Source organism: Rhizobium redzepovicii (genome assembly GCF_019793435.1).
Lineage (GTDB): Bacteria > Pseudomonadota > Alphaproteobacteria > Rhizobiales > Rhizobiaceae > Rhizobium > Rhizobium redzepovicii.
On record NZ_JAILYH010000011.1, the window covers coordinates 65,914 to 80,133 of the forward strand.

Consider the following 14,220-nt stretch of genomic DNA (forward strand, 5'->3'; position numbering starts at 1 on the left):
TCCATGCATTATCATTGCGCCTGAACGCCCGGCACCTGGTCAAAATTGAGCGAACCGGGCTGCGGCCCGCCGCGCCGGGCCGCTTCCGCGGCGGCCCTCGCCTGTGCATCCGCCTCGTCTTTGGCCTCCGCCGCGCGTGCAGCCTCCGCTTCCGCGAGAGCCTTCTGCGCGGCCGCAGCCTGCGCCAATGCGCGCAGCCGCTCTTCCTCCGCCTGCCGTTGCTGCTCGATTTCGGCCGCCCTGACGCGCTGAGCGTCATTGAAGCGGTAGAGCGCCGCCTCGCGGCGCAGCCGCTGCTTTTCGAGCACGATCGCCTGCAACCGCTCGACGCGCCGGCGCTCGCGCTCGAAGGCGCGCAGCGACAGGTAGCTGGTGATATCGGTCACATCCATCGTCTTGCCGGGCGACGGCAGCATGCCGGAAAAATTCAGCCTGAGCGACGGCTCGGCGCCGGACAGCGCTTCCGTGCCAGGATTGAGACCGACGCCTAGCGTCGCGCTGATCCGTTCCTCCGGCAGCGCGATCTGCGCATCGGCGGTGATGCGGGCGAGATCGTTGGCGACGGTGACATTCTGCACGCGCAGTGTCCCGTCGGTGATATTGAAGGGGATGCCGAGCGGCGGCAGCTTCGCCTCTCCGTTGCTGAGCAGCGTCTCGATAATCGGATGCACCTTGCCGGCATTAATCTGCTCCTGCATCGTATCGGTCGCGGCAAGCAGCGGCGGAAGGATGGCGAGGTTCAGTCCGCGTATGCTGGTCTCGCCGAGCCTAAGTTCGCCCGAACCGTTCAGCGAACTGGCAATCTCGCCAATCGTCTTGCCCGAAGCCTCCATCGACAGCGACAATCCGAATTTGCCGTTGGCGATCGGCGCGCCGTCGCGCAGCCAGACGACGCCGGCAACATCGGAATCGGCAAGCGCAAGCTTCGTCTGCAGGAAACCGGTGCCGTCGGCATTGGTGAACAGCAGATTGCCGGAGAGCTTTCCGCCATCCCAGTTGCCGGCCATGTCGTTAAGCTGCAACTCATCGCCCTTGTAGGCAACGTTGCTGGTAAAGTCGGTGACCGCCGTCTCCGGCAGACCGGGCCAGAACTGCTTGGCGGTCAGCTTCACGTTGACGTCGAGATCCTTGAAGACGGGCAGCCCGAGCGGCGCCGTCGTCAGCGCGCCGTTGGCGGGATCAACGATCTGGCCGAACACTGCCTCGCCAAGCCAGCCGGCATCCGCCTTGGAGAGCGTCAAGTCGCCGGTCGCGGTCGTCTTCGCAGCCCTCCGGTCGAAGCTCAGCGCGCCTGAAAACTCGTTGTCGGCCGCATGCCCCTTGAGATCGGAAAAGACGATCTTGTCGCTGTCGACGCGGGCATTGACCTGCAGGCCGAACGGCAGCCCGGCTCCCGTCTGCGGCAGGGCGATCCCGTTCATGATGAGATAGGGGTCGATATCGGCGCTGTCGAGCGAAAGCGCGATCTTGCCGTTCATGAAAGTTTCCGGCCGGACATCGACTTTGCCATTGGCTGTAAACGAGGTCCGGTCGGTCGCAAAGGTTAGCGCCGCATCGGCGGGATCGTTACCTGATGCCTTCACCTTCAGCGTTAGGCGGCCGTTGGCGCCGACATCGACCGGCAGCGGATCGAGCCCGGCCTGGCCGAACAGGATCGACGGCACGGCATTTTCGAGCGTCGCCTCAAGGCTCGTCGTACCGTTGCCGGTCAGCGCCAGCAGGTCGGACATGCGGTAATCGAGATTGACGCGGCTGCCGTTCGCCACACCGGCAAGCGTCACCGTCAGCGCGTTGCCTTCGTCGCCGCCGAGCGTCAGCGCGCCGCGCAGCGCCGTGTTGCCGTACCAGCCGGCATTGCGCACCAGCCGGTCGAGCACCGGGTGATGCGGCAGGTGCTCGCGCAGCATGGTGAAAAAGCCACCGGGATCGGCCGATTTGAAGGTGATCTCGCCGGCGCCCTTGTAATCGAGCAGCGAGCCTTCCGCCCTGCCCGTCGCCGTCAGTTCAGCGCCTGCAATATTCTTGATCGACAGCCGGTCGACGGCAAGCTCTCCGTCGGCGATCGTGAAGGTGGTCTCGACATTCTCGGCATCGACGCCGAAGGCAGTGAACTTATCGGCCTTCAGCTGGGCGGCGATCTTGTGGTCGAGCACGTTGTCGCCGGCATCCTGGCCGGTCATCAGCCCGCTCAGCGCCTGCAGCGCATCGAGATCGAGCGTGTCGCCATTCAGGGCCACCGATAGGGTCGGCGTCTGGCCGGAGATCGCCTGTCGCTCCAGCCTGCCCTTCAGCGTCGCCGGCCCCATAGCGATCTCAAGATTTTCGAAACGCTGCAATTCGGGTGTCAGGCTGACATTGGCGGAAAAGCCCGCCTGCCGCAATTGGCGGATGGCCGGATCGACCGAGCCGGCAAGCCAGGAGGCAAGCCCGGTCGGCTGGCTGGACGCCACTACGATCTGGCCATTGAACGAGGCTTCGCCCTGCAGCAGGAGTTTGCCTTTGCCTTCCACCTGTGTCCGCCCCGGCAGCGTACCGGTGGCGCTGTCGATCATCCAGCCGGTACCGGCCGGTTCGAGCTCCAACTGCACGTCGCGCAGCGTCGTATCGCCGGCGACGATCGCCGGCAGCTTGACACTTGCCTTGCCCGGCACCTGCGGGATCGGCACCTGTGCGATGACATCAATTAGCGAATTCAGCCGCTGGCGCGCCGAAACCGCCGGATCGCGGGTCGTTTTGCCGGCCTCGCCCTGATTGCCGATGCGGTTGACGTCGATCTGCTGCCCGTCGGCGGTCAACAGGAATTCCGGCGCATTGCCCGTATCCAGCGTCGCCTCCCCGGTTATGACGTAGGGATCGTCCGTCGGTCCGATCTCCATCCGATATTCGGGAATGCGGATGCGTTCATTGGTGAGCTCGAAGCGGCCCTTGACGCGCGGCGGCTGCTCCTTCTTGTTGGCGGGCTTGGCGCTGTTGCCGCTTTCGATCGCCGCTGAAAGCTGCCCCTGATAGTTCGGCTTGCTGTCGACGAGCTTCAATTCGCCATCGAGATCGATGCTGACGGGGTGCTTGTCCGGCGAAAGCTTCGTGCGCATGCGCAGCACGCCCTTTTCGTCGGGCTGGCTGCTCGAGATCAAAAAGCTGCCGTGCTCGCCGTCAAGCGCCGCATTGCCCTCGATGCGCCAGGGGCCGGCCAGCGACTTGGCCGACATTTCCGCATTGAGGCCGGTGATGCGGCGTGAGCGGCCGGACTGGTCGTCGATGAACTCGACTTCGCCGCCGTTGACATGCACGTTTTCGAGAACGACGTTTTTCGCGGGTATTTCGGCGCGGCTGCCGCGCATCCAGTCGAGCGTGCCGTCCTTGAGCAATCTCAGGCGCACCTTCGGATTGACGACGCGCATGTCGAAAATCAGCGCCTCACCCGACAGGAACGGCGCGAGCTCCGCATCCATGGAGAACTGCTCGACCTTGACGATCGGCGTGCCGTCCGCCTCCTGGCCGACGCGCACGTCATGAAGTGTGACCGACGGAAACGGCAGGAGACGCGCATCCACCGTGCCGTAGACGGTGACCTTCTTGCCGATGATGCGGCTTGCCTGATCCTCGAAATTCTTGCGGAAATCCGTCCAGTCGATGAACAGCGGCGCAAGCAGCGCCACAAACAGCACTACGACGATCACTCCCCCTAGAAAGACGAGGAACCGGCCTACCAACGCAAGGATTCTCCATTCAGCATTCTGTTGCCGACACTAGCGCTATTCATGCCGGGGGCAAGGCCCAAGTTCATGAGAATATTCCGTTTTCAGCTCTGGTGGAAAATCTTGCCGGGATTGAAGATATTGTCCGGATCGAGCGCCTTTTTCACCTGTCGCATCAGATCCACCGTGCCCCCCAGCTCTTGTTCGAGGAATGCCATCTTGCCTTGCCCGATCCCGTGTTCGCCGGTGCATGTCCCGTCCATGTCGAGCGCTCGCCGATTGAGCCGCTGCACGAAGCTCTCGGCCTTGGCGATGTCTTCGGCGCTTTTGTCATCGAACAACAGCAGCACATGAAAGTTCCCGTCGCCGGCATGGCCGACGATCGGGCCGAGCAGCCCCTGGGCCTCGATATCGGCCTGCGTTTCGGAAACACAATCGGCAAGCCGCGATATCGGAACACAAACATCCGTCGAAAGTGCGGCAAGCCCGGGCGCCAGCGCCCTTGCCGACCAGTAGGCATCGTGGCGCGCCTTCCAGAGCTTGGTCCGCTCCTCGGCATTGGCGGTCCACAGGAACTCGCCCCCGCCGCATTCCGCCGCGATCTCGCCAAAGGCTGACGATTGCAGCGGCACCGTCTCGTCGGTGCCGTGAAATTCGAGGAAGAGCGTTGGGCTTTCGGCATAGGAAAGCTTGGAATAGGCATTGCAGGCCCGCATCTGCACCGTATCGAGCAGCTCGATGCGCGCCACCGGGATGCCCATCTGGATCGTCATGATGACGGCGTCGCAAGCGGCCTTGACGCTCGGAAAGGCGCAGGCGCCGCCGGCGATCTTCTGCGGGATCGCCTGCAGGCGCAGCGTCACCGAGGTCAGGATGCCAAGCGTGCCCTCGGCGCCGACGAAGAGCCGCGTCAGGTCGTAGCCGGCGGAAGATTTGCGGGCGCGCCGGGCCGTGCGGATTTCCTCGCCATTGGCGGTGACGGCGGTGACGGCAATCACATTGTCCTTCATCGTCCCATAGCGCACGGCATTGGTGCCGGACGCCCGGGTCGAGGCCATGCCGCCGATCGAGGCATTGGCGCCGGGATCGATCGGGAAGAACAGGCCGGTATCGCGCAGATGGATGTTCAGCGCCTCGCGCGTCACACCCGGCTCCACAGTGCAGTCGAGATCCTCGGGATTGACCTCGAGCACCTGGTTCATACGGCTGAAATCGATCGAAATACCGCCATTGGCGGCATTGACCTGGCCCTCCAGCGAGGTCCCGACGCCGAAACCGATCACCGGCACCTTGTGGGCCGCACACGCCCTGACCGCCGCCTTCACGTCTTCGGCGCTCTCGGCAAAGAGCACACCATCCGGCAGCTGCGGCGGGATATAGGTGGTCGTGTGGGCATGCTGTTCGCGGAAGGACTGGCCGGTCTGGAAGCGCTCGCCGAAGCTCTGCTTGAGAATGCCGAGCACAGCTGATATCCCCGCCTCGTTGCGTGTACCGGCCTTCGCGTCCTTCAACGCCATCCCTTTGATCTCCCTGCCATTCCACGGGGCATGTCGTGTCCCATGGGGTCAGGCTGGGTATGCGGCAAGTCAAAGCGGCTGTCCAGTTAAGATTGGGAGAAGATCTCATTCCCTTTTTGTTATACGCCGGTCCGCCGCCTTAAGCGCGTCACGATCTTTCAGATTCGCTCTTGGCGCCTTAGCCCTTTGTTTTCCGCACGTCATAGTCGCAAACGCGTTGCACACTTTTGCGCGACATGCTCAGACGATCGGCGGATTGAGCCGCGCGAAACCCTCTTGCCGCCGGTAGGGAAAATAGGGATAGGGCGCTGTTACAGCGCTGACGGCGTCGAGCTTTGCGATTTGCTCCTTCGACAGGCTCCAGCCGACCGCGCCGAGGTTTTGCCTGAGCTGTTCCTCGTTGCGGGCGCCGATGATGACGCTCGATACCGTCGGTCGCCCAAGCAGCCAATTGATGGCGATCTGCGGCACCGTCTTGCCGGTTTCCGTTGCGATGGCATCCAGGACCTCGACGATGTCGAATAGCTTCTCGTCGTCGACGGGCGGGCCATATTGCGCCGTCTCGTGCAGCCGACTCTCCCTGGGCAGCGGCTGGCCGCGGCGGATCTTGCCGGTCAGCCGTCCCCAGGCGAGCGGGCTCCAGACGAGGGCGCCGACGCCCTGGTTGGCGCCAAGTGGCATCAGCTCCCATTCGTAATCGCGCCCGGCCAGCGAATAATAGACCTGATGGGCGACGTAACGCGGATGGCCGTGGCGCTCGGCAGCGGCGAGCGACTTGATCAGCTCCCAGCCGGCAAAATTCGAAACGCCGATATAGCGGATCTTGCCTGAGGAAACGAGCCCGTCGAGCGTCGACAGCACCTCCTCGACCGGCGTCGAGGCATCGAAGGCGTGCAGTTGCAGGAGGTCGATATAGTCGGTCCCGAGCCGGCTGAGCGCAGCCTCGGTGGCACGGATCAGCCGCGCCCGCGACGTTCCCCAGTCCTGCGGCCCCTCGCCCACCGGCAGCGCTGTCTTCGTCGAGATCAGCACGGCGTCGCGTCGGCCGCGGATCGCCTGGCCAAGCACCTCCTCGGAAGCGCCGGCCGAATAGACGTCGGCGGTGTCGAAGAGATTGACGCCGGCTTCGAGGCAGATGTCGACGAGCCGCCGCGCCTCGTCCGCCTCGGTATTGCCCCAGGCGCCGAACAGCGGGCCGCTGCCCCCGAATGTGCCGGCGCCAAAGCTCAACACAGGCACTCTGAGCCCGGATGCACCGAGATTTCTGTAGTCCATGGATCTGTCTCCTTTGTTTCCACTGAGATAGACCTCGGCCGCCTGGTGATATAGATTGCCTATTAGCAAATCATCTGTGACTTAAATTCATCATGAGCCGTCAGGACATCAACCGCTCCGGCGAAATGGAGGTCTTCGTCAGCGTCGTCGAGCGCGGCGGCTTTACCGCGGCCGCCCTCGCCCGGCGCATGACGCCGTCGGCCGTCAGCAAACTCGTCGCCCGGCTGGAGTCACGCCTCGGCGCCCGTCTTGTCAATCGCTCGACGCGAAAGCTGCAGCTGACGCCGGAGGGTTGTGCCTTCTACGAGCGCAGCGTCGCCATCCTTGCCGATATCGCCGAGGCCGAGCGCCAGGCATCATCAGGCGAACTGGCTTCGGGCCGCATTCGCATCAACACCAGCGGCTCCTTCGGCAATCATGTGCTGGCGCCGCTGGTGCCGGCCTTCATGGCGCTTCATCCCGCCGTGGCGCTGGATATCTCCCATACCGACAGGATCGTCGACCTGATGGAGGAGCGCGCCGATGTCGCGATCCGCGCCGGCCCCTTGAAGAGTTCAAGCCTGATCGCCCGCAAGCTCGGCGCCACAGGCAAGATCATCGTCGCCTCGCCGGATTATCTCAGGCGCCACGGCGAGCCGCGCAGGGTCGCCGATCTCCGCCGCCATTGCCGCATCGGCTTTTCCTATGCCCGCGCCGTCGAGGGCTGGCGGCTACGCGAGGACGGCGAAACGATAACAATCCCGATCACCCCCGGCGTCCAGGTGGGAGACGGCGAAGCCATGCGCCACCTCGCTTTATCGGGCGCCGGCCTCGCCCGTCTTGCCGCCTTCACCGTGCGCGCCGACATCGATGCCGGACGCTTGATGCCGGTGCTCGATGAGGCCAATCCCGGCGATCTCGAAGAATTCTACGCCCTCTACATGGGCCAGGGCGGCCCGCTGCCGGCGCGCGTGCGCGCCCTGCTCGATTTTCTCGTCGGCCATGTGCATCTTTGATAAATCCCGTCCAAACCGTTCGGCAACATCTAGCGATGATATGAAAAAACAATAACTTGAAGCGGCCGGATGAATCGGTTTGGCATCCCGGGGCGGCGAGACGCCAGATTTCGCAATTGACCGTGCGCCTCGCGCCCACCTATACCGGACCCGCGCCAGCCGGTCCTTGCAGCCGGCCTCTCTTCGTCATGCCGGAGCCTCCTCCCATCTTCAGCCTCAGGGCTTGGCACCGGCCGGGAAAGATATGGGGATCATGCCATTAAGCGACGCACGCCGCCTGCTGCGCGATGCCGGCCTGCCGAAATGGGCGCTGCTGCTGGCGCTCTCCACCGCTCTCGTCGTCTTCCTCGAACTCTTCGTCCTACCGGCCTCGCTGCTGATCGGGCCGATGGTCGCGGCCATCCTGCTGGCGCTGACGGTCGGCAAGGGAAAGCTTCGCGTGCCGCTCTGGCCGCTGCAGTTCGGCCAGGTTCTTGTCGGCCTCATGATGGCGCGCACCATCACCCCTGATATTCTCGGCGCCATGGCGAAGGACGCGCCGCTCTTCCTGCTGTTCGTCTTCTCCGTCATCGCCATCGCCACCGGCCTCGGCTGGCTTCTGACGCGCTGGCAGGTGCTGCCGGGAACAACCGCCGTCTGGGGCTCCTCGCCGGGTGCCGCCTCCGCCATGGTGATCATGTCGGAGGCCTATGGCGCCGATGCCCGCCTCGTCGCCTTCATGCAGTATCTGCGTGTCGTCTTCGTCGCCGTCGGGGCCTCGGTGATCTCGCGCCTCTGGGTGGCGGCTGACGGCGGTGAGCCGCCGCCGCTCATCCTCTTCCCCGCAGTCGATTGGCCGGCCTTTATGGCGACCATCGCCTTTGCCGGCTTTTGCGCCTATGGCGTGCGCCGCCTGCAAATCCAGGGCGGCATGATCATCGTGCCGCTCTTTCTCGGCGCCTTCCTGCAGGGTGTCGGCCTCTTGAAGATCGAGCTGCCGATGTGGCTGCTCGCCATCGCCTATGCGCTCGTCGGCTGGAGCATCGGCCTGCGTTTCACCCGCCCGATCCTTGAGCACGTAGCCCGCGCTCTGCCGCGGGTGTCGGCCTGCATTGTGCTGCTGATGGCGCTCTGCGGCTGCATGGCGGCAGCCCTTCATATCTTCGCCGGCATCGATCCGCTGACGGCTTATCTCGCCACCAGCCCCGGCGGCGCCGATTCCGTCGCCATCATCGCCGCCTCCAGCGATGTCGACGTGCCCTTCGTGATGGCGATGCAGACCGGCCGTTTCCTGGTCATTCTGCTGATCGGCCCCACGCTCGCCCGCTTCATCGCCCGCCGCTCCGGCCTTGCGGAAAATCCTACCTAGCAGGCTGCTGAAAATCGTTTTGCGTTACCGTATAGCATGGCGGTGGGTTTGATTTTTAACCGGATTGCCGGTGGATATGCGCTGATCGAGGGCAAGGCGGATGATGTTGTAGGCGGCAAGGGCGAAGGCGAAGGCACACTCTGATCCGCGTGGTCTTCTTGGGGTCGCTTCTGCATACGGACAAGCAGCTCAAGGGCATTTCCGGCTATTCACAAGCTGACAATGCCTAACATGGAGTGGTGTCCGACTTTCATGTCGGACACCACGACTCTCCAACCAGGCGGCAGCCCCTTCAGCCATCGCCGCGAGGTGGCAACGCCTGGAACCTCAGCTCCATCAGCCATCTGTTGAATATCGTTGTCGCGGTGAGTCGGCGCGCCGGCTATTTCGTAGACCCCCCACGATCGGGTTCAGATGAGGGCAGATTACGACGAGCTGTCCGACGCGCAACTCAGGGCTTGCTTGGCCGATACCGAGTCCCGAAATGCACGCGTCGAGCGGCGCCTCGTGGGTATCAAAGGTAATGCTGCACACCTTGGGTTCGAAATCGATCATCGCCGTCTCACACCATCCATGACGAGGCGTCCGCAGTGTCAGGTAAAATCGGAAGTTCGAAGGAAGCATCCGGTCGCAAGCAGATAGCCATCCTTTCTGTAGTAGCGTTTGCTACACAATTCCGGAAAAAAGCAGTATCATCCCAATGTCCGGAAATCAGAACGCAATCAGAAGGATAGCGACGATCGTCAGGAAATATTACGGCCTGCCACCACTTACGAGCTTGGCAGTCTTCGAAGCCACTGCCCGACACGCGAGCTTCAGTCGAGCTGCCGACGAGATGAATGTAACGAAGAGTGCAATCAGCCGCCAGATAAAGGCGCTTGAAGACGAATTGGGGATAAAGCTTTTCATTCGCGCCAAGGACGGTGTGCAGCTAACGGCCGCAGCTCACGATCTTTTCGCGGAAATCTCCTCGAGTTTTTCAAGATGGTCTGAGACAATCCGGACAATAACGACAGACGAACCGGAGGAAAGCGTAACATTGGCATGCACAGAAGCGTTCGCCATACTTTGGTTAATGCCAAGAATACATCAGTTTACAAGCATATTCCCTAGAATTACCATAAACTACTCTATACCGGATAGGGTTGGTGATTATCGAAATGCGGAAGTAGATTTGTTCATTCGGCCCGCTAACGGAGCTTGGCCCAACGAAAAGAGCGAGCCACTTTACGATGACATCATATATCCGGTTTGCGGAGCAGGTTTCGCCGGCCAGCACAACGACTTCGAAGTCTCCTCCATGTGGCAACTTCCCCTGCTTCACCTTGAGTGGACAAGTCCGAACTGGCCACGCTGGCAAGACTTTTTTCAAGCCAAGTCAATAACCTGCCATGGTCTCAGAGGGCCAAGGTTTGCCAAGTACACTGTCTTGTTGGCCGCCGCCGAGGCCAACCAGGGCCTCGCACTCGGGTGGGACGCCATGGTCCGACCCTTGATCGATCAGGGAAAGCTCGTTCGATTTTCGGACCTGTCGTTGACTGATCCGATCGGCTTTTGTGTAGCGTGGAGTGATCGGAAGCCGCTCTCCGATCCAGCCCGAAGGTTTAAGTCTTGGCTTTGTGATCAAGCCAAACGGTCCGTACACAGCTAGGAAATGACCCATGAGGCCCTGACGGAGTTCGTGCGGCTACGTTAACTCCCGTTGATTTTTTTGCGCGATACGAGCGGACATTCCGGTGATAGATAATTGGTCGCTAGTTATTTGAGCCCCGCAAATCAATACTTCAAGAGGGGTCAGAACGCGGTGCGGGAGAGTATTTTGACTTCCATGGCGGTGAATGTCCGCTCAACCTGTCCAAGTATTAATAGCGATAGGCTTCCGCTCAGGCTCCTTTATCAGCGTCACTTTGTCTATCCCGTGGAGGAAAAATGAATAGGTTCTTAGGTATCGCGGTGGTGAGTCTGATGGGCGTCTTCGCCTCTCAGCAAGCTCAAAGCGCGGAATGTGGCGACGTGACTATTGCCGACATGAGTTCGATGTCGGCGGAATTCCTTGCCGCGATGGACAGGTTTATTCTCAACAATGGTTTCGGCTGCAATGCCAATTTGGTGGCAGGCGACACTGTCCCAGGTATTACCTCCATGATCGAGAAAGGGCAGCCGGACATCATTCCCGAAGGCGCGGTGGATGTTGTTCCCGCGCTGTATAAGGACGGCGTGGACAACGGTAAAATCGTAGCCGTATCCGATCCCTTGTCCGACGCCGGGAATCAGGGGCTGTGGGTGCCCAAGTACATGGTAGAGAAGGACGCCGCCCTCGCCAGCCTCGCGGGCGTTCTCCAGCACCCTGAGCTTTTCGCAAGTCCGGAGAACCCCGATCACGGCGCGATTTACAATGGCGCACCGGGCTGGGGCGCGACGATCATCACCGCGCAACTGTATAAGGCCAATAAAATGGCCGAACATAAATTCGACCTGATCGATCCGGGTTCGCTCGCAGGCCTCGATAGCGCGATATCGCGTGCGTACGAGCGGAAGGAAGGCATCATCGCCTATTACTGGTCCCCGACAGGACTTCTCGGCCGTTACGACATGGTCAAAGTGGACCTGGGAGTCCAACACGATCCCTCAGAATGGAAACGTTGCACCACAAATGCGGAATGCACTGATCCAAAGCCGAACTCGTGGACTGCGTCCGACAACATCAAGACGCTCGTGGCAAAGCCGTTCTTGGATCAAAACGCCGAGGTTGTCGAATACCTGAAGAAGCGCCAACTGAGCGCTACCGCGATCAACAAGGTCTTGGCGTGGATGAACGAGAACCAGGCCAAGGGTGAGGATGCCGCGCTCCATTTCCTCAAGGAAAACCAGGGCGTTTGGACGACCTGGCTTGCGCCGGAGGTCGCCGAGAAAGTCAAGGCTGCGCTCTAGCAGCGGTTATGTAAGGAACCTGCGGGTCACCAACCACGCTCGGTGGCCCGTCTTACGCAAGCCATTGGATTTGAGGCTCCTCGAGATCGGACGCGCCAAGGCTTCGCCTCGGTTTGCCGGACGGAATCCGGCGCCACACCAACCAAAGGCCCTACTCTTTTACGCATTTCGACCTCCAATGTTGAGTTTGCCGATGTCGTTGACCACTCTGGCACGGTGGTCGGCAGCGTCTCATTTCGCCAGTTGATCGCTACCATGATCCCTACGGCGTCTGCGTAGCGATTTGCGCAGAACGATTTCCAATAAGAATTGCAGCAATCCCCGATGTCCAAGCAGTCCATCATTATCGACACTGACCCAGGGCAAGATGACGCCTTGGCAATCCTCATGGCTCTTGCCAACAATGAGTTACTGGAGGTCTTGGGCATCACCGCGGTTTGCGGAAACATTGGTGTCAGGGCAACTGCCGCAAATGCGCTGAAGGTGCTGAGGCTGGCTGGACGCGAAGACGTCCCGGTGTTTGTGGGGGCCGCTGCTCCAATTCTCGGGGGGCTGGTCACCGCAGAGGCGTTGCATGGTGCGGCGATAACCGAAGGATGGGATTTGCCCACTTCGACAACGCATCCCCGGCCGGAGTTTGCCGCTGACTGGATAATCGACACCGTGAATTCCCACCCACCGGGCACCATCACGATTTGTGCGCTCGGGCCACTGACTAACGTTGCCTTGGCGATCGCAAAATGCCCCGAAATAGCTGGCAGGTTGCATGGCCTCGTTCTTATGGCCGGAGCGTCACAGGGCGGGAATATGAACGCCGTAGCCGAGTTCAACGTTTTCGTGGACGCATATGCAGCGGCGCGGGTCTTCGCCGCGCCCGTACCGAAGACTGTGGTTTCGCTCGACATCACATCGAAGCTGCTATTGACTGAGCGGGAACTCAACCGGTTGACGTCTGCGAACAACGCGATCACCCCTCGCTTGAAGGGCTTATTGACCCTTTATGAGAATTACATAAAGCTTGGGAAGCCTCGGCCCGTCCACGATCCCGCTGTCATTGCCTGGCTTCTCGCCCCCGAGATGTTTGTCGGCAAAGACGTAAATGTCGAGATCGATACTACCCGGGGTCTGACTCATGGCCAAACGATCGTCGACATGAACGGCGTGACCGGGCGCGCGGCCAATGCGTTTTGGTTGACAGCGGCCGATAACGACACCTTCTACGGACTGTTAGCCCAAGCTCTTGAAGAAACCGGGAGGCGCTCATTGTCCCGGATTGGTGATGGTCGATGAATGTTACCCGGTGGCGCACGTTGAAGCGCCACGAACCGACTGTTCAAGAGCTGGCCCGTGCGCCTTGTAGCTTTCTAAGAGCTCTACCTCGCCCTGATAGGCTCGCCATAGACGCCCGCGATGACCTCGGGCGTCGCGGCATGATCGCCGAAGGCCTCGCGCAGCATGGCGTCCGATATTTCACCGACGGTGGCGCCGGCCCGCGCCGCTTCGATCGTGGTTTCGAGCGGGTTGCCGCGGCCGCTGCGTGCCGCCGAGCACGGCAGACTAGCGCATAAATCGCCCTCGACTTCCGGGGTTATATGCCAACGCGGCCCACTGGCCGGGCGTCATTCCGTAGGCCTTCTTGAAATGCCGGTTGAGATGGCTCTGGTCGGCAAAGCCGGTCGCTGCCGCCGTGTCGGAAATTCCCTCTCCTGCGCCGATCATCGCCCGGGCCTGCTGCAGCCGCCGCATCAGCAGATAGCGGTGCGGGCTGGTGGCAAAGGCCGCCCGGAAATGCCGCGACAGCGCGAAACGGTCGAGCCCCGTGACCGCTTCCAACTCGCCTGAGCGTACCGCTCGGGACGCATGCGCCTCGAGATAATCCCGCGCCGCTCGGGCCTGCCGCCAGGCGACGCTGCCGAGCGGCCGGCGTGGCATCAGCGCATGCTTGGACAGCCCGCCCGTCACCCTCGAGACAAAGTCGTCGACGAATAGCTCGTCCAACTCGCGGTCGAGTTCGCCGAGCGCGCCAAGCAGCACGCCAGCCAGCGCTGGATCGCCGATAACAGGTTCTCTGACGAAAGGCAGGCCGACGCCATCGGCCTCCAGGCATTCGAGCAGCAGCGACGGTTCGAGGTAAAGCATGCGATACTGCAGCCCGTCCTCGGTCCCCGCCCCGCCATCATGCTCCTCATCGGGATGCAGCACGATCACCTGGCCCGGCAGGCTGAAGCGCCGCGCGCCGCGATAGCCGAAAGTCTGCACGCCCTTCAGTGTCACGCCGAGCGCATAGGTGTCGTGTCGATGCGGCTCGAAGGCATTGCCTAAAAACTGCGCCTCGATACGCTCGATACCGGGAAAGGCAGGGGCCGCCAGGATGGCGTTGCCGGATGGTCCCGCGCACAAACGTTCAAGACCTTCGAAGGCCTGCGGATGTAGATCCTGGCTCAACGCGCCCGATA

General features: G+C 61.8%; 9 protein-coding genes. 5 read left to right on the top strand and 4 right to left on the bottom strand.

Going from position 1 to position 14,220, the window contains the following annotated elements; translation table 11 throughout:
* Nucleotides 1–11: 11 nt before the first annotated feature.
* From K6N12_RS18670 to K6N12_RS18680, 3 genes are all read right to left on the bottom strand, one after another.
* Nucleotides 12–3,713: an AsmA family protein gene (locus K6N12_RS18670; protein ID WP_097628284.1), complete on the bottom strand. Its 3,702-nt coding sequence runs from the start codon at nt 3,711–3,713 to the stop codon at nt 12–14.
* Between the two features lie 89 nt (nt 3,714–3,802).
* Nucleotides 3,803–5,215 (bottom strand): FAD-binding oxidoreductase, encoded by a 1,413-nt coding sequence (locus K6N12_RS18675; protein ID WP_097628283.1) that lies wholly within the window; start codon nt 5,213–5,215, stop codon nt 3,803–3,805.
* Nucleotides 5,216–5,455: 240 nt separating this feature from the next.
* A complete protein-coding gene (locus K6N12_RS18680) occupies nt 5,456–6,490 on the bottom strand; it encodes an aldo/keto reductase (RefSeq protein ID WP_097628282.1) in 1,035 nt (344 codons plus the stop codon).
* A gap of 92 nt (nt 6,491–6,582) precedes the next feature.
* Between K6N12_RS18680 and K6N12_RS18685 the strand changes: the two genes are divergently transcribed.
* The 5 genes from K6N12_RS18685 to K6N12_RS18705 all read left to right on the top strand — a co-directional run bounded on the left by K6N12_RS18685 (nt 6,583) and on the right by K6N12_RS18705 (nt 13,054).
* A complete protein-coding gene (locus K6N12_RS18685) occupies nt 6,583–7,485 on the top strand; it encodes a LysR family transcriptional regulator (protein ID WP_097628281.1) in 903 nt (300 codons plus the stop codon).
* 253 nt (nt 7,486–7,738) lie between these two features.
* Complete coding sequence (locus K6N12_RS18690; RefSeq protein ID WP_097628318.1) at nt 7,739–8,833, top strand: AbrB family transcriptional regulator; 1,095 nt, start codon at nt 7,739–7,741, stop codon at nt 8,831–8,833.
* Nucleotides 8,834–9,533: 700 nt separating this feature from the next.
* The gene (locus K6N12_RS35005) at nt 9,534–10,484 is read left to right on the top strand and encodes a LysR substrate-binding domain-containing protein (RefSeq protein WP_097628280.1); all 951 of its coding nucleotides are present in this window, start codon (nt 9,534–9,536) and stop codon (nt 10,482–10,484) included.
* A 278-nt stretch (nt 10,485–10,762) separates the two neighbouring features.
* Complete coding sequence (locus K6N12_RS18700) at nt 10,763–11,764, top strand: glycine betaine ABC transporter substrate-binding protein (RefSeq protein WP_097628279.1); 1,002 nt, start codon at nt 10,763–10,765, stop codon at nt 11,762–11,764.
* 324 nt (nt 11,765–12,088) lie between these two features.
* Nucleotides 12,089–13,054: a nucleoside hydrolase gene (locus K6N12_RS18705; protein WP_183777642.1), complete on the top strand. Its 966-nt coding sequence runs from the start codon at nt 12,089–12,091 to the stop codon at nt 13,052–13,054.
* Between the two features lie 267 nt (nt 13,055–13,321).
* Here K6N12_RS18705 and K6N12_RS18710 read toward each other — a convergent pair whose 3' ends face one another.
* The gene (locus K6N12_RS18710; protein WP_097628277.1) at nt 13,322–14,209 is read right to left on the bottom strand and encodes an AraC family transcriptional regulator; all 888 of its coding nucleotides are present in this window, start codon (nt 14,207–14,209) and stop codon (nt 13,322–13,324) included.
* Nucleotides 14,210–14,220: the final 11 nt, after the last annotated feature.